Source organism: Streptomyces sp. NPDC045287, from assembly GCF_056432325.1.
In genome coordinates this window covers 20,656-42,022 of the sequence record NZ_JBWKJG010000009.1, presented here as the reverse complement: position 1 = coordinate 42,022, position 21,367 = coordinate 20,656, and the positions used below count along the sequence as shown (strand labels likewise).

General features: G+C 72.1%; 21 protein-coding genes. 18 read left to right on the top strand and 3 right to left on the bottom strand.

Going from position 1 to position 21,367, the window contains the following annotated elements; translation table 11 throughout:
- The first annotated feature begins 4 nt into the window (after positions 1 to 4).
- The 13 genes from AC07D6_RS16765 to AC07D6_RS16705 all read left to right on the top strand — a co-directional run bounded on the left by AC07D6_RS16765 (position 5) and on the right by AC07D6_RS16705 (position 13,167).
- Positions 5 to 739 (top strand): N-acyl homoserine lactonase family protein, encoded by a 735-nt coding sequence (locus AC07D6_RS16765; RefSeq protein WP_479045028.1) that lies wholly within the window; start codon positions 5 to 7, stop codon positions 737 to 739.
- Between the two features lie 11 nt (positions 740 to 750).
- Positions 751 to 1,293: a LemA family protein gene (locus tag AC07D6_RS16760; protein ID WP_315881501.1), complete on the top strand. Its 543-nt coding sequence runs from the start codon at positions 751 to 753 to the stop codon at positions 1,291 to 1,293.
- 263 nt (positions 1,294 to 1,556) lie between these two features.
- Positions 1,557 to 2,471, top strand: a complete 915-nt coding sequence (gene pdxS, locus AC07D6_RS16755) for a pyridoxal 5'-phosphate synthase lyase subunit PdxS (RefSeq protein ID WP_315881502.1) — start codon at positions 1,557 to 1,559, stop codon at positions 2,469 to 2,471.
- 5 nt (positions 2,472 to 2,476) lie between these two features.
- Positions 2,477 to 3,073, top strand: a complete 597-nt coding sequence (gene pdxT / locus AC07D6_RS16750; RefSeq protein WP_479045025.1) for a pyridoxal 5'-phosphate synthase glutaminase subunit PdxT — start codon at positions 2,477 to 2,479, stop codon at positions 3,071 to 3,073.
- A 59-nt stretch (positions 3,074 to 3,132) separates the two neighbouring features.
- Positions 3,133 to 3,885 (top strand): YebC/PmpR family DNA-binding transcriptional regulator, encoded by a 753-nt coding sequence (locus tag AC07D6_RS16745; RefSeq protein ID WP_023589623.1) that lies wholly within the window; start codon positions 3,133 to 3,135, stop codon positions 3,883 to 3,885.
- Between the two features lie 136 nt (positions 3,886 to 4,021).
- On the top strand, positions 4,022 to 4,555 hold the full coding sequence (gene ruvC, locus AC07D6_RS16740) for a crossover junction endodeoxyribonuclease RuvC (protein WP_315881504.1): 534 nt from the start codon (positions 4,022 to 4,024) through the stop codon (positions 4,553 to 4,555).
- Positions 4,552 to 5,157: a Holliday junction branch migration protein RuvA gene (gene ruvA / locus AC07D6_RS16735; protein WP_479045022.1), complete on the top strand. Its 606-nt coding sequence runs from the start codon at positions 4,552 to 4,554 to the stop codon at positions 5,155 to 5,157. The genes ruvC and ruvA overlap by 4 nt, the downstream gene beginning before the upstream one ends.
- A gap of 40 nt (positions 5,158 to 5,197) precedes the next feature.
- Positions 5,198 to 6,292 (top strand): Holliday junction branch migration DNA helicase RuvB, encoded by a 1,095-nt coding sequence (gene ruvB, locus AC07D6_RS16730; RefSeq protein ID WP_479045020.1) that lies wholly within the window; start codon positions 5,198 to 5,200, stop codon positions 6,290 to 6,292.
- 212 nt (positions 6,293 to 6,504) lie between these two features.
- Positions 6,505 to 6,927 (top strand): preprotein translocase subunit YajC, encoded by a 423-nt coding sequence (gene yajC, locus AC07D6_RS16725; RefSeq protein WP_479045298.1) that lies wholly within the window; start codon positions 6,505 to 6,507, stop codon positions 6,925 to 6,927.
- Between the two features lie 151 nt (positions 6,928 to 7,078).
- Complete coding sequence (gene secD / locus AC07D6_RS16720; protein WP_479045017.1) at positions 7,079 to 8,863, top strand: protein translocase subunit SecD; 1,785 nt, start codon at positions 7,079 to 7,081, stop codon at positions 8,861 to 8,863.
- 1 nt (position 8,864) lies between these two features.
- A complete protein-coding gene (gene secF / locus AC07D6_RS16715) occupies positions 8,865 to 9,956 on the top strand; it encodes a protein translocase subunit SecF (protein ID WP_315881420.1) in 1,092 nt (363 codons plus the stop codon).
- The gene (locus AC07D6_RS16710; protein ID WP_479045015.1) at positions 9,953 to 10,498 is read left to right on the top strand and encodes an adenine phosphoribosyltransferase; all 546 of its coding nucleotides are present in this window, start codon (positions 9,953 to 9,955) and stop codon (positions 10,496 to 10,498) included. Before secF ends, AC07D6_RS16710 begins: the two co-directional genes overlap by 4 nt.
- Before the next feature lie 167 nt (positions 10,499 to 10,665).
- Complete coding sequence (locus AC07D6_RS16705; RefSeq protein WP_479045012.1) at positions 10,666 to 13,167, top strand: RelA/SpoT family protein; 2,502 nt, start codon at positions 10,666 to 10,668, stop codon at positions 13,165 to 13,167.
- Between the two features lie 115 nt (positions 13,168 to 13,282).
- On the opposite strand, the gene AC07D6_RS16700 is transcribed toward AC07D6_RS16705, so the two are convergent.
- Both AC07D6_RS16700 and AC07D6_RS16695 read right to left on the bottom strand, forming a co-directional pair.
- Positions 13,283 to 14,512, bottom strand: a complete 1,230-nt coding sequence (locus AC07D6_RS16700) for a DUF349 domain-containing protein (protein ID WP_315881417.1) — start codon at positions 14,510 to 14,512, stop codon at positions 13,283 to 13,285.
- 177 nt (positions 14,513 to 14,689) lie between these two features.
- Entirely contained in the window at positions 14,690 to 15,490 is an 801-nt protein-coding gene (locus AC07D6_RS16695; protein ID WP_479045009.1) for a peptidylprolyl isomerase, read from the bottom strand.
- Positions 15,491 to 15,630: 140 nt separating this feature from the next.
- On the opposite strand from AC07D6_RS16695, the gene AC07D6_RS16690 reads away from it, so the two are divergent.
- The 4 genes from AC07D6_RS16690 (at position 15,631) to AC07D6_RS16675 (ending at position 19,824) form a co-directional block, all read left to right on the top strand.
- A complete protein-coding gene (locus tag AC07D6_RS16690; protein ID WP_479045006.1) occupies positions 15,631 to 16,338 on the top strand; it encodes an MBL fold metallo-hydrolase in 708 nt (235 codons plus the stop codon).
- Between the two features lie 13 nt (positions 16,339 to 16,351).
- Positions 16,352 to 17,614 carry a histidine--tRNA ligase gene (gene hisS, locus AC07D6_RS16685; RefSeq protein ID WP_315881414.1) on the top strand — a complete coding sequence of 421 codons (1,263 nt, stop codon included), beginning with the start codon at positions 16,352 to 16,354 and terminating at the stop codon, positions 17,612 to 17,614.
- 146 nt (positions 17,615 to 17,760) lie between these two features.
- A complete protein-coding gene (locus AC07D6_RS16680) occupies positions 17,761 to 18,381 on the top strand; it encodes a vitamin K epoxide reductase family protein (protein WP_315881413.1) in 621 nt (206 codons plus the stop codon).
- 66 nt (positions 18,382 to 18,447) lie between these two features.
- Positions 18,448 to 19,824: a replication-associated recombination protein A gene (locus AC07D6_RS16675; RefSeq protein WP_479045003.1), complete on the top strand. Its 1,377-nt coding sequence runs from the start codon at positions 18,448 to 18,450 to the stop codon at positions 19,822 to 19,824.
- Here the strand turns inward: AC07D6_RS16675 and AC07D6_RS16670 are convergent.
- Positions 19,821 to 20,528, bottom strand: a complete 708-nt coding sequence (locus AC07D6_RS16670; RefSeq protein WP_315881411.1) for a DUF2470 domain-containing protein — start codon at positions 20,526 to 20,528, stop codon at positions 19,821 to 19,823. The genes AC07D6_RS16675 and AC07D6_RS16670 overlap by 4 nt on opposite strands.
- A 191-nt stretch (positions 20,529 to 20,719) precedes the next feature.
- Between AC07D6_RS16670 and rpsD the strand changes: the two genes are divergently transcribed.
- Positions 20,720 to 21,334: a 30S ribosomal protein S4 gene (gene rpsD / locus AC07D6_RS16665; RefSeq protein WP_023589640.1), complete on the top strand. Its 615-nt coding sequence runs from the start codon at positions 20,720 to 20,722 to the stop codon at positions 21,332 to 21,334.
- The last annotated feature ends 33 nt before the right edge of the window (positions 21,335 to 21,367 follow it).

Here is a 21,367-nt window from a genome sequence, read left to right as displayed (position 1 = left end):
CGGCATGGGGCGGGGAGCGGTGGTGCGCAGGCTGGACCTGGGGCATTTCGTGCGGCCCGCCGAGGAGGCCGGTACGCCGTGGCCGCGCGTGGAGCCGGTGCTGGCGTACCTCGTACGGCACGAGGCGGGCCTGCTGCTGTTCGACACCGGCGTCGGGTGCGGCGACCCCGCGACGGAGGCCCACTACCGGCCGCGGCGCCGGGACCTGCGGGCGGCCCTCGCGCGGGCCGGGGCGGAGTTGGGCGACGTCGACGTGGTGGTCAACTGCCACCTCCACTTCGACCACTGCGGCGGAAACCCGCTGCTGCCCGGCCGGCCCGTCCTCGTCCAGCGGACGGAACTGGCGGCGGCCCGGGCGGGCGGGTACACCTTCGACGCGCTCGTCGACTTCCCCGGCGTGCGGTACGAGGAACTGGACGGCGAGGCGGAGGTGTGGCCGGGCGTCCGCGTCGTCCCGACCCCCGGGCACACGGACGGCCACCAGTCGCTGGTGGTGTCCGGGCCGGACGGCGTGACCGTCCTGGCCGGGCAGGCCTTCGACTTCGCGTCCGAGTTCGCGTCGGACGAGATGGCCCGCCGCGCGGCGCTCGACGCCCCGGGCGGCGGCCCGGCCCCGTACCGGCCCTGGCTGGACCGGCTGGCCTCCTTCGGCCCCGGGCGGGTCGTGTTCGCCCACGACCGGTCGGTGTGGGAGGGCACCATGCCCGAGGGCGAAGGGCCCGCGGGGGCGTCCCGGTAGCCTTTCCGCCCGTGACCGAAACGCTGATCTGGATCGCCGTCGCCCTGTGCGCGATCGGCCTGTACCTGAGCTGGACCGCGGGGCGGCTCGACCGGCTGCACGCCCGCATCGACGCCGCGCGCGCCGCGCTCGACGCGCAACTGCTGCGGCGCGCGTCGATCGCCCAGGAGCTGGCCACCTCGGGGATCCTCGACCCGGCGGCGTCGATCGTGCTCTACCAGGCCGCGCACGCGGCACGGCAGGCCGAGGAGGAGCAGCGGGAGGTCGCCGAGAGCGAGCTGAGCCAGGCGCTGCGCGCGGTGCTGGGCGAACCGGAGCAGATGCGGGCCGTACGGGAGGCCCCGGGCGGGGAGGAGGCGGCCGGCGAGCTGGCCGCCGCGGTGCGCAGGGTCCCGATGGCGCGCCGGTTCCACAACGACGCCGTGCGGGCGGCGCGGGCGCTGCGCAGGCACCGGAAGGTGCGCTGGTTCCGGCTGGCGGGGCACGCGCCGTTCCCGATGGCGTTCGAGATGGACGACGAGCCGCCGGTCGCGTTGGCGGACCGGGCGACCTGAGCCGTCGTACGGGCGGTGCCGGGTACGGGTGGCATCCGGGCACGGGTGGTGCCGGGCGCGGGCGGCGTCGGGCGCGGGCGGCACGGGGCGCGGGCGGCGTCGGACGCGGGCGGCATCCGGCCATGCCAAAACGAGCCACCGCCTCCTCATTGGCCCTTGATGTGGACTGGCCCGGCCGTGTTTGCTCACCTGTGTTGTCCCCGGGTCCTTCGTACCCGCCCTGTTCCTCCCTGTTCTTCCCGTTTCTCCGAGTGAGGTCTTCCGTGTCCACCACGCCCACCACCACCCCGCAGGCCCCCGAGACCGGCACCGCGCGCGTGAAGCGCGGCATGGCCGAGCAGCTCAAGGGCGGCGTGATCATGGACGTCGTCACGCCGGAGCAGGCGAAGATCGCCGAGGACGCCGGCGCCGTCGCCGTCATGGCGTTGGAGCGCGTCCCCGCCGACATCCGCAAGGACGGCGGCGTGGCCCGGATGTCCGACCCGGACATGATCGAGGGCATCATCGACGCCGTCTCGATCCCCGTCATGGCCAAGTCCCGCATCGGCCACTTCGTCGAGGCGCAGGTCCTGCAGTCCCTCGGCGTCGACTACATCGACGAGTCCGAGGTCCTGACCCCGGCCGACGAGGTCAACCACTCCGACAAGTGGGCCTTCACCACCCCGTTCGTGTGCGGCGCCACCAACCTGGGCGAGGCCCTGCGCCGCATCGCCGAGGGCGCGGCCATGATCCGCTCCAAGGGCGAGGCCGGCACCGGCAACGTCGTCGAGGCCGTCCGCCACCTGCGCCAGATCAAGAACGAGATCGCCCGCCTGCGCGGCTACGACAACAACGAGCTGTACGCCGCCGCCAAGGAGCTGCGCGCCCCGTACGAGCTGGTCAAGGAGGTCGCCGAGCTCGGCAAGCTGCCGGTCGTGCTGTTCTCCGCCGGCGGCGTCGCCACCCCGGCCGACGCCGCGCTGATGCGCCAGCTGGGCGCCGAGGGCGTCTTCGTCGGCTCCGGCATCTTCAAGTCCGGCGACCCGGCCAAGCGCGCCGCCGCCATCGTGAAGGCCACCACCTTCTACGACGACCCGAAGATCATCGCGGACGCCTCCCGCAACCTGGGCGAGGCCATGGTCGGCATCAACTGCGACACCCTGCCCGAGGCCGAGCGCTACGCGAACCGGGGCTGGTAACACCCATGGGCACCACCCCCGTCATCGGCGTCCTGGCCCTCCAGGGCGACGTACGGGAGCACCTGATCGCCCTGGCCGCGGCGGACGCCGTGGCCAGGGCGGTCCGGCGCCCCGAGGAGCTCGCCGAGGTCGACGGCCTGGTCGTCCCCGGCGGCGAGTCCACCACGATCTCCAAGCTCGCCGTCCTGTTCGGGCTGATGGAGCCGCTGCGCGAGCGCGTCGCGGCCGGCATGCCCGTCTACGGCACCTGCGCCGGGCTCATCATGCTCGCCGACAAGATCCTCGACCCGCGGTCGGGCCAGGAGACCCTGGGCGGCATCGACATGATCGTCCGCCGCAACGCCTTCGGGCGGCAGAACGAGTCCTTCGAGGCGCGCGTCGACGTCGACGGCATCGACGGCGGCCCCGTGGAGGGCGTCTTCATCCGCGCCCCCTGGGTCGAGTCCGTCGGCGCGTCCGCCGAGGTCCTCGCCGAGTACGACGGCCACATCGTCGCCGTGCGGCAGGGCAACGCGCTCGCCACGTCGTTCCACCCCGAGCTGACCGGCGACCACCGCGTGCACGCCCTGTTCGTCGACATGGTGCGCGCCGCGGGCGAATGAGATCCCGGTAGGATCTCTGGGGTTCGTTCTGAGTTTGGTTACGCGAAGGAGACAGGCAGATGTCCGGCCACTCTAAATGGGCTACGACGAAGCACAAGAAGGCCGTGATCGACGCCAAGCGCGGCAAGCTCTTCGCGAAGCTGATCAAGAACATCGAGGTCGCCGCCCGCACCGGCGGCGGCGACCCCGACGGCAACCCGACGCTCTACGACGCCATCCAGAAGGCCAAGAAGCAGTCGGTCCCGAACAAGAACATCGACTCCGCGGTCAAGCGCGGCTCCGGCCAGGAGGCCGGTGGCGCCGACTACGAGACGATCATGTACGAGGGCTACGGCCCGAACGGCGTCGCCGTGCTCATCGAGTGCCTCACCGACAACCGCAACCGCGCCGCCTCCGACGTCCGCGTCGCGATGACCCGCAACGGCGGCTCGATGGCCGACCCTGGCTCCGTGTCGTACCTCTTCAACCGCAAGGGCGTCGTGATCGTCCCCAAGGGCGACCTGACCGAGGACGACGTGCTCGGCGCGGTCCTCGACGCCGGCGCGGAGGAGGTCAACGACCTCGGGGAGACCTTCGAGGTGATCAGCGAGGCCACCGACCTGGTCGCGGTCCGCACCGCCCTCCAGGAGGCCGGCATCGACTACGAGTCGGCGGAGGCCAGCTTCGTCCCGACCATGCAGGTCGAGCTGGACGAGGAGGGCGCCCGCAAGATCTTCAAGCTGATCGACGCGCTGGAGGACAGCGACGACGTGCAGAACGTCTTCGCCAACTTCGACGTCTCCGACGACGTCATGGCGAAGGTCGACGCCTGATCCACGGCAGCACCGCCCGACGCGACGGGCCGACGGGAGGCACCCCGTCGGCCCGTCGCGTTGTCAGTGCCAGCCGATAGCCTGCACGAACCGGGGTACCGCCCAAGTGGTGGCCGGGGAGATCGAAGGAGGCCGCGTGCGCGTACTCGGGGTGGACCCGGGTCTGACCCGGTGCGGGATGGGCGTCGTCGACGGAGTCGCGGGACGCCCGCTCACCATGCTCGGCGTCGGCGTCGTCCGCACGCCGGCCGACGCCGACATCGGCCACCGGCTCGTCGCCATCGAGCGCGGCATGGAGGAGTGGCTCGACGCGTACCGGCCCGAACTGGTCGCCGTGGAGCGCGTCTTCAGCCAACACAACGTCCGTACGGTGATGGGCACGGCGCAGGCCAGCGCCGTCGCCATGCTCTGCGCGTCCCGCCGCGGCATCCCCGTCGCCCTGCACACCCCCAGCGAGGTCAAGGCCGCCGTGACCGGCAGCGGCCGCGCCGACAAGGCGCAGGTCGGCGCCATGGTGACCCGCCTCCTCCGGCTCGCCGCCCCGCCCAAGCCCGCCGACGCCGCCGACGCCCTCGCCCTCGCCATCTGCCACATCTGGCGCGCCCCCGCGCAGAACCGCCTCCAGCAGGCGGTCGCCGCACAGCACGCGTTGAAAGGCCGAACCACATGATCGCCTTCGTGACCGGTCCGGTCGCCGCCCTCGCCCCGACCACCGCCGTCATCGAGGTCGGCGGCGTCGGCATGGCCGTCCAGTGCACACCGAACACCCTGTCCGCGCTGAGGATCGGACAGGAGGCCCGACTGCACACGTCGCTGGTCGTCCGCGAGGACTCCCTCACGCTGTACGGCTTCGCCGACGACGACGAGCGGCAGGTCTTCGAACTGCTCCAGACCGCCAGCGGCGTCGGCCCCCGCCTCGCCCAGGCCATGCTCGCCGTCCACACCCCCGACGCCCTGCGCGCCGCCGTCGCGTCCGGCGACGAGAAGGCCCTCACGGCCGTCCCCGGCATCGGCAAGAAGGGGGCCCAAAAGCTCCTCCTGGAGCTGAAGGACCGGCTCGGCGCCCCGGTCGGCACGGCCCGGCCCGCCGCCGTCGGCGCGGCCGGCTGGCGCGACCAGCTCCACGCCGCGCTCGTCGGGCTCGGCTACGCCGCGCGCGAGGCCGACGAAGCGGTCACCGCCGTCACCCCGCAGGCCGAGGCCGCCGACGGCGAGCCGCGGATCGGCCCGCTGCTGAAGGCGGCCCTGCAGAGCCTCAACCGCGCCCGCTGACCGGCCCGACCACCGCCACGCCACCCCGAGGAGACGTTCAGTGAACTGGGACGAGACGACCGACGCGACCGCCCCCGAGCGGCTCGTCGGCCCCGCCGCGGAGCGGCTGGTGGGCCCGGTCGCCGACCGCGACGACCAGGCCGTCGAGGCCGCGCTGCGCCCCAAGGACCTGGACGAGTTCATCGGCCAGGAGAAGGTCCGCGAACAGCTCGACCTCGTCCTCAAGGCCGCCCGCGCCCGCGGTGCCACCGCCGACCACGTCCTGCTCTCCGGCGCGCCCGGCCTCGGCAAGACCACGCTCTCCATGATCATCGCGGCGGAGATGGGCGCCCCCATCCGGATCACCTCCGGCCCCGCCATCCAGCACGCCGGCGACCTCGCCGCGATCCTCTCCTCCCTCCAGGAGGGCGAGGTCCTCTTCCTCGACGAGATCCACCGCATGTCCCGGCCCGCCGAGGAGATGCTGTACATGGCCATGGAGGACTTCCGCGTCGACGTGATCGTCGGCAAGGGCCCCGGCGCCACCGCGATCCCCCTCGAACTGCCCCCCTTCACCCTGGTCGGCGCCACCACGCGGGCCGGGCTCCTGCCACCGCCGCTGCGCGACCGCTTCGGCTTCACCGCGCACATGGAGTTCTACGCCCCCGCCGAGCTGGAGCGCGTCGTCCACCGCTCCGCCCGCCTCCTCGACGTGGAGATCGACCCCGAGGGTGCCGCCGAGATCGCCGGCCGCTCCCGCGGCACGCCCCGCATCGCCAACCGGCTCCTGCGCCGCGTCCGCGACTACGCCCAGGTCAGGGCCGACGGGGTCATCACGCGCGAGATCGCCGCGACCGCCCTCGCCGTGTACGAGGTCGACGCCCGCGGCCTGGACCGGCTCGACCGCGCCGTGCTGGAGGCCCTGCTGAAGCTGTTCGGCGGCGGCCCGGTCGGCCTGTCGACGCTCGCCGTGGCCGTGGGGGAGGAGCGGGAGACCGTCGAGGAGGTAGCGGAACCGTTTCTCGTACGGGAGGGGCTGCTCGCCCGCACGCCCCGGGGACGTGTCGCGACACCGGCCGCCTGGGCCCACCTCGGGCTCGTACCGCCGCAGGCCGCGGGCACCGGGACCGGACAGGCGGGCCTCTTCGAGGCGTGACGGCGCGGAGACTCGCCCAGTCAGGAACCACGGTGGGATGCTGGGCGTTGTTCCATCGATGCGGACTCGCCTAGACTCCGCCGATGCCGCCCTTTCAGGTCGGCGTACCCACCCCCGTAGATCAGGCCGCTCACCAGCGCGGTCGTGCGAAGGAATTCCGTCCCGTGGATAACATCGGCGTGCTTCTCCCCTTCATCGTGCTCATCGGGGCCATGTTCCTGATGACCCGCTCTGCGAAGAAAAAGCAGCAGCAGGCCATGGAAATGCGCAATCAGATGCAGCCAGGCACCGGCGTGCGGACGATCGGGGGGATGTACGCCACGGTCAAGGAGGTCGGCGACGACACGGTCCTCCTGGAGGTCGCGCCGGGCGTCCACGCCGTCTACGCGAAGAACGCGATCGGCGCCGTCCTGGAGGACGAGGAGTACAACCGCATCGTCCACGGCGACACGGACTCCGGCACCGAGGGCGACGTGACGCCCGGCGGCCTCCCGGCCGTACCGGACGACGCCTCCTCGCTCGTCGGTCCCGACGACGCCGCGGGCACCGCGAAGCCGGACCTCACCAAGAAGACCGACGCGGACGACGCCGCGCCCAAGGACGGCAAGACCGACGGCGAGGCCGACGCGAAGTAGCCGGGCACGGGGATCGCCGGGCGCCCGCGGGCGCCCGGCGATCCCCGGATTCGCGCCACATCTGCATCTGCGGGGGCAGGTCCCCACACACACTTCGTGGCCGCCCCGCGCACACCCGGCGCGGGGCGGTTGGACAGGGAGATACGACAAGGTGGCAGCACCGAAGAAGGGCAGAAGGCCGTCGGGGGGCCAGGGGAGGCCGGGGCGTGCCCTGGCCTTGATCCTGATCGCGATGGTCGCGCTCACCGGCGGCATGTTCTGGTCCGGTCACACCACGCCGCGCCTCGGCATCGACCTCGCGGGTGGCACGACCATCACGCTCAAGGCGAAGGCCGAGCCCGGCAAGGAAGACGCCGTCAACGAGACCAACATGAACACGGCGATCGGCATCATCGAGCGTCGCGTCAACGGTCTCGGCGTCCAGGAGGCCGAGGTCCAGAAGCAGGGCACCGAGAACATCATCGTCAACATCCCCAAGGGGACCGACGAGGAGCAGGCGCGCCAGCAGGTGGGCACGACCGCCCAGCTGTACTTCCGCCCGGTCATGTCCGTCGCGATGAGCGAGCCCGCGGCGCCGACGCCCTCCGCTTCCGGCAGCCCCTCCGCCGCCCCCTCCGCGGGCGCGTCGCCGAAGCCCTCGGCCTCCGCCTCCGCCACCGGCGGCGACAAGGCCACCGCCCCCTCGGCGAGCGCCACCACGCAGGGCCGTGCCCTCACCGACGCGCTGAAGAAGGCCCCCAGCCCCAGCGCCTCCGGCAGCGCCTCCGCCGCGCCGAGCCCCAGTGGCTCCCAGCTGCCCGCCCCGGCGGTCTCGCCGAGCACCGACCCGGCCGCGGACGCCGGCCTCCAGGCCAAGTTCGCCGCGCTGAACTGCGCCGACCCGAAGCAGCGCGCGGCCACCAAGGCCGTCAAGCCCACCGAGTCCGCCGTGGCCTGCGGCCTGAACGGGGGCGTGTGGGAGAAGTACCTGCTCGGCCCGTCCGAGGTGGACGGCAGGGACGTCGACGACGCCCAGGGCGTCCTCGACCCGCAGCGCGGCCAGTGGATCGTCCAGCTGGAGTTCAGCGGCAAGGGCGCCAAGAAGTTCGCCGCGATCACCGGCCGGCTCGCCACGCAGCCCGCGCCGCAGAACCAGTTCGCGATCGTCCTCGACGGCGAGGTGGTCTCCGCCCCGTCCGTGAACGCCGCGATCCCCGGCGGCCAGGCGGAGATCTCCGGCAGCTTCGACCAGAAGTCCGCCCAGGACCTCGGCAACGTCCTGTCGTACGGCGCGCTGCCGCTCTCCTTCGAGGAGCAGTCCGTCACCACCGTCACCGCCGCCCTCGGCGGCGAGCAGCTGCGGGCCGGCCTGATCGCCGGCGCGATCGGCCTCGCCCTCGTCGTGATCTACCTGGTGGCGTACTACCGCGGCCTGTCGCTCATCGCGATCCTGTCGCTGGGCGCCTCCGCCGTCCTCACGTACACGATCATGTCGCTGCTCGGCCCGGCCATCGGCTTCGCGCTGAACCTGCCCGCCGTCTGCGGCGCGATCGTCGCGATCGGCATCACCGCCGACTCGTTCATCGTGTACTTCGAGCGCATCCGCGACGAGATCCGCGAGGGCCGCACGCTGCGCCCGGCCGTCGAGCGCGCCTGGCCGCGCGCCCGCCGCACGATCCTCGTCTCCGACTTCGTGTCGTTCCTGGCCGCCGCGGTGCTGTTCATCGTCACCGTCGGCAAGGTGCAGGGCTTCGCGTTCACGCTCGGCCTGACCACGCTCCTCGACGTCGTCGTGGTGTTCTTCTTCACCAAGCCGCTGATGACGATCCTGGCGCGCGGCAAGTTCTTCGGCGGCCAGCACCCGTGGTCCGGCCTGGACCCGAAGCGGCTCGGTGCCCAGCCGCCGCTGCGCCGCACCCGCCGCGTATCCGTCCCGACCGAACCGAAGGAGGCGTGAGATGTCGCGACTCGGAAATCTCGGCGCCCGTCTCTACCGCGGTGAGGTCGGCTACGACTTCGTCGCCAAGCGGATGCTCTGGTACGGCGTCTCGATCCTGATCACGATCACCGCCATCGTCGGCCTGGGCGTGCGCGGCCTCAACATGGGCATCGAGTTCAAGGGCGGCGCCGTCTACACGACGCCCGAGACCACGGTGTCCGCCTCCAAGGCGGAGGAGATCGCCGAGGACGCCGCCGGGCACGACGCGATCGTCCAGGAGCTCGGCACGGGCGGCCTGCGCATCCAGGTGTCCGGCCTGGACACCAAGGCGGCCAACTCCCTCAAGGACGACATCGCCACCGGCATCGACGTCCCCGTGAAGGACATCACCGCCGAACTGGTCGGCCCCAGCTGGGGCGAGCAGATCGCCAACAAGGCGTGGACCGGCCTCGGCGTCTTCATGATCCTGGTCGTCGTCTACCTGGCGATCGCCTTCGAGTGGCGCATGGCGCTCGCCGCGCTCATCGCCCTCGTCCACGACCTCACCATCACCGTCGGCGTGTACGCGCTCGTCGGCTTCGAGGTCACGCCGGGCACCGTGATCGGTCTGCTCACCATCCTCGGCTACTCCCTCTACGACACGGTCGTCGTCTTCGACGGTCTGAAGGAGAGCTCGAAGGACATCACCAAGCAGACCCGCTACACGTACAGCGAGATCGCCAACCGCAGCCTCAACGGCACGCTGGTCCGCTCGATCAACACCACCGTCGTGGCGCTCCTGCCGGTCGCCGGCCTGCTGTTCATCGGCGGCGGCTTCCTCGGCGCGGGCATGCTCAACGACATCTCGCTGTCGCTGTTCGTCGGCCTCGCCGCCGGCGCCTACTCGTCGATCTTCATCGCCACGCCGCTCGTCGCGGACCTCAAGGAGCGCGACCCGCAGATGAAGGCGCTGCGCAGGCGCGTTCTCGCCAAGCGCGCCGCGTCCGCGTCGAAGGACGACCCGGAGCAGGACGGCGAGGCGTTCACCGAGGTGCCCGAGGGCGCCGCCACGGCCGGCGGCGTCGTCGGTCCGCGCGGCCGCCGCGGCCGTTCCACGGAGAACCGCCGATGACCGCGACCGCCACCCGGGAGCTCCTGCTCAGCCGGATCCGGGACGTCCCCGACCACCCCAAGCCCGGCGTCGTCTTCAAGGACATCACGCCGCTGCTGGCGGACCCGGAGGCGTTCGCCGCGCTCACCGGCGCCCTCGCCGAGCTGTGCGTACGCTTCGGGGCGACGAAGATCGTCGGCCTGGAGGCGCGCGGGTTCATCCTCGCCGCCCCCGTCGCGGTCCGCGCGGGGATCGGGTTCATCCCGGTCCGCAAGGCCGGCAAGCTGCCCGGTGCCACGCTCCGGCAGGCGTACGAGCTGGAGTACGGCACGGCCGAGATCGAGGTCCACGCCGAGGACCTGGCCCCGGGCGACCGGGTCCTCGTCATCGACGACGTCCTCGCCACCGGCGGCACGGCCGAGGCGTCGCTGGAGCTCATCCGCCGGGCGGGAGCCGAGGTCGCCGGTGTCGCCGTCCTCATGGAGCTGGGCTTCCTGGAGGGCCGCGCCCGCCTGGAGCCCGCCCTGCGGGGTGCCCCGCTGGAGGCGTTGATCACGCTCTGACGGGCTCCGGCCGAACGGCCGAAAACGTACGGGACGGGCATCCGGGAACACCGGGTGCCCGTTCCGCGTTGACGCCTGTCCCGCCCGGGGCGAGTGGGACGCCCGAGGTGGATACCATGGGATTTCCGGGCCTCACCGGGGGACCCGGACCCGCCCGAGGAGCGCCCTTGCCAGACGAGGCCCAGCCACTCTCCGCCGCGACCCCCGATCAGCGGGCCGACCAGGCCGCGGCTTCCTCCGCCACGCCGCCGACCGGGCAGGACGCGCCGACCAAGGCCCCCGACGCCACACCGGCCCCCGCGGCCCCGCCCCGCGCCGCCCACCCCGCCCCCGGCGCGGCGCCCAAGCCGGCCCCGCCCGCCGCGGCCCGCGCCGTCGGCTCCTCCAACCGCGTCCGGGCCCGCCTCGCCCGCCTCGGCGTGCAGCGCTCCTCGCCGTACAACCCGGTCCTGGAGCCGCTGCTGCGGATAGTGCGGAGCAACGATCCGAAGATCGAAACGGCTACTCTCCGCCAGATCGAGTACGCCTACCAGGTCGCCGAGCGCTGGCACCGCGGTCAGAAGCGCAAGAGCGGCGACCCGTACATCACCCACCCCCTCGCCGTCACCACCATCCTCGCCGAGCTCGGCATGGACCCGGCGACGCTGATGGCGGGCCTCCTCCACGACACGGTCGAGGACACCGAGTACGGTCTGGAGGACCTCCGCCGCGACTTCGGCGACCAGGTCGCCCTCCTGGTCGACGGCGTCACCAAGCTCGACAAGGTCAAGTTCGGCGAGGCCGCCCAGGCAGAGACCGTCCGCAAGATGGTCGTCGCCATGGCGAAGGACCCCCGCGTCCTGGTCATCAAGCTCGCCGACCGCCTGCACAACATGCGCACGATGCGCTACCTCAAGCGGGAGAAGCAGGAGAAGAAGGCCCGCGAGACCCTGGAGATCTACGCGCCGCTCGCCCACCGCCTGGGCATGAACACCATCAAGTGGGAGCTGGAGGACCTCGCCTTCGCGATCCTCTACCCCAAGATGTACGACGAGATCGTCCGCCTCGTCGCCGAGCGCGCCCCCAAGCGGGACGAGTACCTCGCCATAGTGACCGACGAGGTCCAGGCGGACCTGCGCGCCGCCCGCATCAAGGCCACCGTCACCGGCCGCCCCAAGCACTACTACAGCGTCTACCAGAAGATGATCGTCCGTGGCCGCGACTTCGCGGAGATCTACGACCTGGTGGGCATCCGCGTCCTCGTCGACACGGTCCGCGACTGCTACGCGGCGCTCGGCACCGTCCACGCGCGGTGGAACCCGGTCCCCGGCCGGTTCAAGGACTACATCGCGATGCCGAAGTTCAACATGTACCAGTCGCTCCACACGACGGTCATCGGCCCCAACGGCAAGCCCGTCGAACTGCAGATCCGCACGTTCGACATGCACCGCCGCGCCGAGTACGGCATCGCCGCGCACTGGAAGTACAAGCAGGACGCCGTCGCCGGCGCCTCCAAGGTGCGCACCGACGTGCCGAAGAAGGCCGGCAAGGACGACCACGTCAACGACATGGCGTGGCTGCGCCAGCTCCTCGACTGGCAGAAGGAGACCGAGGACCCCAGCGAGTTCCTGGAGTCCCTGCGCTTCGACCTGTCGCGCAACGAGGTCTTCGTCTTCACCCCCAAGGGTGACGTCATAGCGCTGCCCGCCGGCGCCACCCCCGTCGACTTCGCGTACGCCGTCCACACCGAGGTCGGCCACCGCACCATAGGGGCCCGGGTCAACGGGCGGCTCGTCCCGCTCGAGTCGACCCTCGACAACGGCGACCTGGTGGAGGTCTTCACCTCCAAGGCCGCCGGCGCCGGCCCCTCCCGCGACTGGCTCGGCTTCGTCAAGTCGCCCCGCGCCCGCAACAAGATCCGCGCCTGGTTCTCCAAGGAGCGCCGCGACGAGGCGATCGAGCAGGGCAAGGACGCCATCGCCCGCGCGATGCGCAAGCAGAACCTGCCGATCCAGCGCATCCTCACCGGCGACTCGCTGGTCACCCTCGCCCACGAGATGCGCTACAGCGACATCTCCTCGCTGTACGCGGCGATCGGCGAGGGCCACGTCACCGCCCAGTCGATCGTGCAGAAGCTGGTGCAGGCGCTCGGGGGCGAGGAGGCGGCGACCGAGGACATCGCCGAGACCGCGCCGCCTGCCCGCGGCCGCGGCAAGCGCCGCGCGAAGGCCGACCCCGGTGTCGTCGTCAAGGGCGTCGAGGACGTGTGGGTCAAGCTGGCCCGCTGCTGCACCCCGGTGCCCGGCGATCCGATCATCGGCTTCGTCACACGCGGCAGTGGCGTATCGGTTCACCGCGCCGACTGCGTCAACGTCGACTCGCTGGCGCAGCAGCCCGAGCGGATCCTCGACGTCGAGTGGGCGCCCACCCAGTCGTCGGTGTTCCTCGTCGCCATCCAGGTCGAGGCGCTGGACCGCTCCCGGCTCCTGTCGGACGTCACCCGTGTCCTGTCCGACCAGCACGTCAACATCCTGTCCGCGGCCGTCCAGACGTCCCGCGACCGGGTCGCCACCTCCCGCTTCACCTTCGAGATGGGCGACCCCAAGCACCTCGGGCACGTCCTGAAGGCCGTACGCGGCGTGGAGGGCGTGTACGACGTGTACCGCGTGACGTCGGCCCGCCGCCCCTGACGGGCCCGGGCCCCGGGTACGGGGGAAGTACGGAGAGGGCGAGGAGAAGGCACGGAAAAGGGCCGGTACGGGAGATCCCGTACCGGCCCCTTCGCGCGGGGCGTCCGGGCCCGTGTCAGCCGCCGAACTCCTGCAGGCCCTTCAGCGCCTGGTCCAGCAGCGCCTGCCGACCCTCCAGCTCACGCGTGAGCTTCTCGGCCTTCGCGTCGTTGCCCGCCGCGCGCGCCGCGTCGATCTGCTTGCGCAGCTTGTCGACGGCGTCCTGCAGCTGGCCCGTCAGGCCCTCCGCACGCGCGCGCGCCTCCGGGTTCGTACGGCGCCACTCGGCCTCCTCGGCCTCCTGGATGGCCCGCTCCACCGCCTGCATCCGGCCCTCGACCTTGGGCCGGGCGTCCCGCGGCACGTGGCCGATGGCCTCCCAGCGCTCGTTGAGGGACCGGAACGCGGCGCGCGCCGCCTTCAGGTCCGTCACCGGCACCAGCTTCTCGGCCTCGGCGGCGAGCTCCTCCTTCAGCTTGAGGTTCTCGGCCTGCTCCGCGTCGCGCTCGGCGAACACCGCGCCGCGCGCGGCGAAGAACACGTCCTGCGCACCGCGGAAGCGGTTCCACAGCTCGTCCTCGTGCTCGCGCTGGGCCCGGCCCGCGGCCTTCCACTCCGCCATCAGCTCCCGGTACCGCGCGGCCGTCGCACCCCAGTCCGTGGAGTTCGACAGCGCCTCGGCCTCCGCGGCCAGCCGCTCCTTCACCCGGCGCGCCTCTTCGCGCTGCGCGTCCAGCGCCGCGAAGTGCGCCTTGCGCCGCTTCGAGAACGCCGACCGGGCGTGCGAGAAGCGGTGCCACAGCTCGTCGTCGGACTTCCGGTCGAGCCGCGGCAGGCCCTTCCACGTGTCCACCAGGGCGCGCAGCCGCTCGCCGGCGGCCCGCCACTGCTCGCTCTGCGCGAGCTCCTCGGCCTCCGTGACCAGCGCCTCCTTGGCGTGCCGCGCCTCGTCGGCCTGCTTGGCCCTCTGGGCCTTGCGCTCCTCGCGCCGCGACTCGACCGTCTCGACGAGCTTGTCCAGCCGCTCCGAGAGCGCGGCGAGATCACCGACCGCGTGGTGCTCGTCGACCTGCTGGCGCAGGTGGTCGATCGCGGCCATCGCGTCCTTCGCGGACAGGTCGGTGGTCCGCACCCGCCGCTCGAGGAGGCCGATCTCGACAACCAGGCCCTCGTACTTGCGCTCGAAGTAGGCCAGTGCCTCCTCGGGAGAGCCGGCCTGCCACGATCCGACGACCTTCTCGCCATCGGCAGTACGCACGTACACGGTGCCCGTCTCGTCGACGCGGCCCCACGGGTCGCTGCTCACAGCGCCTCCTCCACATGATGCCGATGAAGGGGGGTCTTCCCCCTGGGCATCGTCCACAGTTTCCTGGACGGGCCTCGCCCGCCCTTCACAGCGCGCATCCAGTCCACGCTGCACAACGCCAATCTAGGCGAACGGCCGCCCGGCTGTCCGCTCCCAGCGCGACCGAAATCCGACGGCTCACTCCTTGCCGACCGTGGCCTTTTCGATGGTGACGGGCTTCTTCGGCGCCCCGTCCCCGGTGCCGCCCTCGACCCCCGCCTTCGCGACCTCCTGGACCGCCTTCAGGCCGGCGGCGTCGAGCGTCCCGAACGGCGTGTACGTCGGGGGCAGTTGGGTGTCCTGGTACACGAGGAAGAACTGGCTGCCGCCGCTGTTCGGGCTGCCCGTGTTCGCCATCGCCACCGTGCCCGCCTTGAACGTCGCCTTGCCGTCCGGCCCCGCCTTGCCGAGGGCCGTCAGGTTCTCGTCGGGGATGTTGTAGCCGGGCCCGCCCGTGCCGTCGCCCTGCGGGTCGCCGCACTGGAGGACGAAGATGCCCTGCGTGGTCAGGCGGTGGCACTTCGTGCCGTCGAAGTACTTCTTGTCCGCGAGGTGCTTGAAGGAGTTGACCGTCCGCGGCGTCTTCGCGGCGTCCATGGAGATCACGAGATCGCCCACGTTCGTCTTCAGGGCCATCGTGTACGCCGCCTTGGTGTCGACCGCCATCGACGGCTCGGGCGAGGTCGAGGGCGAGGGGGAGGGCGCGTCCGGCGAGGGCGCCGCACTGGACCCGGCCGCCGTGTCGACGCTGTCGGTGTCGCGCCCGGTCAGCTGGACCGAGGCGTACACGGCGCCGCCCGCCGCCAGGACCACGGCGAGCGCGGCAGCCACGACGGCGTTGCGGCGCCGGGCCTTCTTCCGCATCTCCTCGCGCCGGCGCTGCTGCCGCTCGAACTTCTCCCGGGCGAGCTGCCGCCGCCGCTGATCGCTGCTGACCACCGGGTCTTCTCCTTGTCGCTCGTCTGTGCCTGTCCGGGGCTGGTGTGCCCGTACCGTATACGGGTTGGCTGTGGAATGAGCAGCGCCGGTAGGCTCTGATCTGCTGCATTCTTCCGCCGGACGACTATCTGAGGACGATCGTGCTTATTGCCGGGTTCCCGGCCGGGGCCTGGGGGACCAACTGCTACGTGGTCGCCCCCGCCGCGGGCGAGGAGTGCGTGATCATCGACCCGGGCCACCAGGCCGCCCGGGGTGTCGAGGAGACGCTCCAGAAGCATCGGCTCAAGCCCGTGGCGGTCGTGCTCACCCACGGCCACATCGACCACGTCGCCTCCGTCGTCCCGGTCTGCGGAGCCCATGACGTACCCGCCTGGATCCACCCGGCCGACCGGTACATGATGAGCGACCCGGAGAAGGCCCTCGGCCGCTCCATCGGAATGCCGCTCATGGGGGAGCTGACCGTCGGGGAGCCGGACGACGTCCACGAGCTCACCGACGGCGCGCGGCTGGAACTCGCCGGCCTGGAGCTCACCGTCGCGCACGCGCCCGGCCATACCAAGGGGTCGGTGACCTTCCGGCTGCCCGAGGCCGCGGACGTCCCGCCGGTCTTCTTCTCGGGCGACCTGCTGTTCGCCGGCTCCATCGGACGCACCGACCTGCCCGGCGGTGACATGGACGAGATGCTCGCGTCGCTGGCCCGCGTGTGCCTGCCGCTCGACGACTCGACCGTGGTGCTGTCCGGCCACGGCCCCCAGACCACCATCGGCCGCGAGCGCGCCACCAACCCGTACCTGCGGGAGGTGGCCGCCGGCCCCGGGAGCCCCGCGGCTCCCCGACGAGGAATGTGACGAGAGAACTTCCGTGAGTGCTTTCCAGGCCCCCAAGGGCACGTACGACCTGCTGCCGCCCGACTCGGCGACCTACCTGGCGGTCCGCGAGGCCATCGCCGCGCCGCTGAGGAACTCGGGGTACGGCTACATCGAGACCCCCGGCTTCGAGAACGTCGAGCTGTTCGCGCGCGGCGTCGGCGAGTCCACCGACATCGTCACGAAGGAGATGTACGCCTTCGAGACCAAGGGCGGCGACAGGCTGGCCCTGCGTCCCGAGGGCACCGCGTCCGTGCTGCGCGCCGCCCTGGAGGCGAACCTGCACAAGGGCGGCAACCTCCCGGTCAAGCTCTGGTACTCCGGCTCCTACTACCGCTACGAGCGTCCCCAGAAGGGCCGCTACCGCCACTTCTCCCAGGTCGGCGCCGAGGCGATCGGCGCCGAGGACCCCGCGCTGGACGCCGAGCTGATCATCCTGGCCGACCAGGCGTACCGCTCGCTGGGGCTGCGGAACTTCCGCATCCTGCTGAACTCGCTCGGCGACAAGGAGTGCCGCCCGGCCTACCGCGACGCCCTCCAGGGCTTCCTGCGCGGCCTCGACCTGGACGAGGACACCCGCCGCCGGATCGAGATCAACCCGCTGCGCGTCCTCGACGACAAGCGCGCCGAGGTCCAGAAGCAACTCGTGGGCGCGCCGCTGCTGCGCGACCACCTGTGCGACGCGTGCAAGGCGTACCACGAGGAGGTGCGCGCCCTGCTGACGGCGGCGGGCGTCGCCTTCGAGGACGACCCGAAGCTGGTGCGCGGCCTCGACTACTACACCCGCACCACGTTCGAGTTCGTCCACGACGGCCTCGGCTCGCAGTCCGCGGTGGGCGGCGGAGGCCGCTACGACGGCCTGTCCGAGATGATCGGCGGCCCCGCCCTGCCGTCCGTCGGCTGGGCGCTCGGCGTCGACCGCACGGTCCTGGCGCTGGAGGCCGAGGGCATCGCGCTCGACGTCCCGGCCGCGACGGACGTCTTCGCCGTGGCCCTGGGCGACGACGCCAAGCGGCGCCTGTTCGGACTCGTCACGGAGCTCCGCAAGGCCGGTGTCGCCACGGACATGGCGTACGGCGGCAAGAGCATGAAGGCGGGCATGAAGGCGGCGAACCGCTCGGGGGCCCGTTACGCGCTCATCGCCGGCGACCGGGACTTCGAAGAGGGCGTGGTCCAGCTCAAGGACCTGGAGTCCGGCGAGCAGGAGCCCCTCGCGCTCGACGCGGTCGTGGACGCGCTCCGGGCCAAGACGGCCTGAACGGCCCGTTCCCGAGGGGGCGGGGTGCCCGCGACGGGTGCCCCGCCCTTCCTTATGTCCATCGAACGGCGCAGGGGCGCCTCCGTCCGGCACAATGACCACTGCTCCGGCACCCCCACCCACCCCCTACCGACGGAACGGCTGGTATGACGACGAAAGCAGTGGTTGACGACGCCTCCCCGGACTCCCGCGCCCTCGGCGCCGGCCGGGCGTTCGCCTGGATGCTGGTCGTCACGGGTGCGGCGGGGCTGCTGGCCGCGTGGGTCATCACCCTCGACAAGATCAAGCTCCTGGAGGACCCCACCTTCGTCCCCGGCTGCAGCCTCAACCCGATCGTGGCGTGCGGACCGATCATGAAGAGCGAGCAGGCGTCGGTGTTCGGCTTCCCGAACCCGATGCTGGGCCTCGTCACGTACGGCATGGTGGTCGCCATCGGCGTCGGCCTGCTCGCCGGCGCCCGCTACCGCCGCTGGTACTGGCTGGGCCTCAACGCGGGCACGCTGTTCGGCGTCGGGTTCTGCACCTGGCTCATGACCCAGTCCCTCTACGTGCTCAACGCGCTGTGCCTGTGGTGCTGCCTCGCCTGGGTCGCGACGATCGTGATGTTCTGGTACGTGACCTCGTACAACGTCCGCAACGGCGTCCTGCCCGCGCCGGCCGGCCTGCGGCGCTTCCTCGACGAGTTCACCTGGGTCCTGCCGGTGCTGCACATCGGGATCATCGGGATGCTGGTCCTGACGCGCTGGTGGGACTTCTGGCTCGGCTGACCGGTCCGCCCCGGCACCCCGCCGGGGCCACCGGGGCTGTCGGAGGGCTGGCATAGGCTTCATGGCGTGGAGCCCGACCTCTTTACCGCCGCCGCCGAAGACCGCCAGGAGAAGGACCCGTCGCGCAGCCCGCTCGCGGTGCGGATGCGTCCGCGCACGCTGGACGAGGTCGTCGGCCAGCGGCACCTGCTGAAGCCCGGGTCGCCGCTGCGCCGCCTGGTCGGCGAGGGCGGGGGCGGCCCGGCCGGGGCGTCGTCCGTGATCCTGTGGGGTCCGCCCGGCATCGGCAAGACGACCCTGGCGTACGTGGTCTCCAAGGCCACCGACAAGCGCTTCGTGGAGCTGTCCGCGATCACGGCCGGGGTCAAGGAGGTTCGCGCGGTCATCGACGGCGCCCGCCGCGCGGCCGGCGGCTTCGGCAAGGAGACCGTCCTGTTCCTGGACGAGATCCACCGTTTCAGCAAGGCCCAGCAGGACTCGCTGCTGCCGGCCGTCGAGAACCGCTGGGTCACGCTCATCGCGGCGACGACGGAGAACCCGTACTTCTCGGTGATCTCCCCGCTGCTCTCCCGCTCCCTGCTGCTGACGCTGGAGCCGCTCACCGACGACGACCTGCGCGGGCTGCTGGAGCGGGCGCTCACCGAGGAGCGCGGCCTGGCCGGCGCGGTCACGCTGCCCGAGGACGCGGAGGCGCACCTGCTGCGCGTCGCCGGCGGTGACGCGCGGCGGGCGCTGACGGCGCTGGAGGCGGCGGCCGGGGCGACCCTGGCCAAGGGCGAGCCGGAGATCACGCTCGCCACGCTGGAGGAGACCGTGGCCCGCGCCGCGGTGAAGTACGACCGGGACGGCGACCAGCACTACGACGTGGCGAGCGCGCTGATCAAGTCGATCCGCGGCTCGGACGTGGACGCGGCGCTGCACTACCTGGCGCGGATGATCGAGGCGGGGGAGGACCCGCGGTTCATCGCCCGCCGGCTGATGATCTCCGCGAGCGAGGACATCGGGCTCGCGGACCCGACGGCGCTGCCCACGGCGGTGGCGGCGGCCCAGGCGGTCGCGATGATCGGCTTTCCCGAGGCGGCGCTGACGCTCAGCCACGCCACGATCGCGCTGGCCCTGGCCCCGAAGTCCAACGCGGCGACGCTGGCCATCCAGGCCGCCCAGGCCGACGTGCGGGCGGGATTGGCCGGACCGGTCCCGGCGCACCTGCGCGACGGGCACTACAAGGGCGCGGCCGCGCTGGGCCACGCGCAGGGGTACGTGTACCCGCACGACGTGCCGGGCGGGATCGCCGCCCAGCAGTACGCACCGGACGCCGTACGGGGGCGGCGCTACTACCAGCCGACCCGCTACGGCGCGGAGGCGCGGTACGCGGACGTGGTGGAGAAGGTGCGGGAGCGGCTGCGCGGCGAGGGGGCGGGCGCGCCGCGGCAGCCGTCCTAGCGGTCCTGGTCGCCGGCCGCGTCGAAGAGGGCGCGCATGGCGCGCCGCAGCCCGTGGACGTTCCGCACGGGCTCGGGGAAGTCGAAGCGCGCGTCGAACGTACGGCGCTCGGCGTCCCGGCACCGCACCCGCAGCCCGAAGCGGTCCAGGGCCAGCGGCGTCACGTGGCGCACGGCGGTGGGGCCGGTGCCGGCGCGGTCGCCGAGCAGTGCGGTGAGGGTGAGCATCTGGGTGTCGTGGACGGCCGCCAGGTGCTGGAGCAGCTCGGTCTCGTACCCGCGCAGGGGGTCGGGCTCGGCCCGCGCGAACTCCTCGGGGTCGACCGGCCCGGCGCCCCACAGGTCGTCGAGGTACAGGTCCTCGACCTCCAGCCGGAGCAGGGTGCGGCCGGGCTCGGCGGCGTCGGGGGAGACGGTGAGCCGGCCGGAGACCCAGGCGCGGCCACGGACGCGGTGGGGGACGGAGACGGGGGCGACGTCGGTGAGCTCCAGCACGGCCGGCAGCTCCTCGTCGCGGGCGCGGGCGGCGGCGCGCACGGCGGGGGAGTCGGACGGGTAGAGGAGGAGGACCTCGCCGTCGGGGCCCAGGACGCGGGCGTCGGGGGAGAGCTGTTCGGGGCGGGGGGCGACCGCTCCCGGGATCAGCAGTGCCGCGGAGCATGTACCCTGTAGGAGAGTTCGTGTGCGCTCGGCTGCTGACGGCATCCGGGCGGTTTCAAGCCCGCTGGGACGCGGCTGACCATGAGCTGATCGGACCTCCGTCACATCGATGCCCTGTTGAGAGGCATCGTTCTTTGTGCTGCTGTCTGTGATGCGCGTGGTGTTCCCAGGGCGAGACATGCGATCTCCTTGAGTAAGGTGAGCCTAACCTAACCTATTTCGGAGGTCTGGAGAACGTGCCTAACCAGTCGCGTCCCAAGGTCAAGAAGTCCCGTGCGCTCGGCATCGCCCTGACGCCGAAGGCCGTCAAGTACTTCGAGGCCCGCCCGTACCCGCCGGGTGAGCACGGCCGTGGCCGCAAGCAGAACTCGGACTACAAGGTCCGTCTGCTCGAGAAGCAGCGCCTGCGCGCCCAGTACGACATCAGCGAGCGCCAGATGGCCCGCGCCTACGACCGCGCGAAGAAGGCCGAGGGCAAGACGGGCGAGGCGCTGGTCGTCGAGCTCGAGCGCCGCCTTGACGCCCTGGTCCTGCGTTCGGGCATCGCCCGCACCATCTACCAGGCCCGCCAGATGGTCGTCCACGGCCACATCGAGGTCAACGGCCAGAAGGTCGACAAGCCGTCCTTCCGCGTCCGCCCCGACGACGTCGTCATGGTCCGCGAGCGCTCGCGCAGCAAGACGCTGTTCCAGGTCGCCCGCGAGGGTGGCTTCGCCCCCGAGGGTGAGACCCCGCGCTACCTGCAGGTCAACCTGAAGGCCCTGGCCTTCCGCCTCGACCGCGAGCCGAACCGCAAGGAGATCCCGGTCATCTGCGACGAGCAGCTCGTCGTCGAGTACTACGCCCGCTGACCCAGGCGCAGTACCGCACCACCGCAGCGGTTC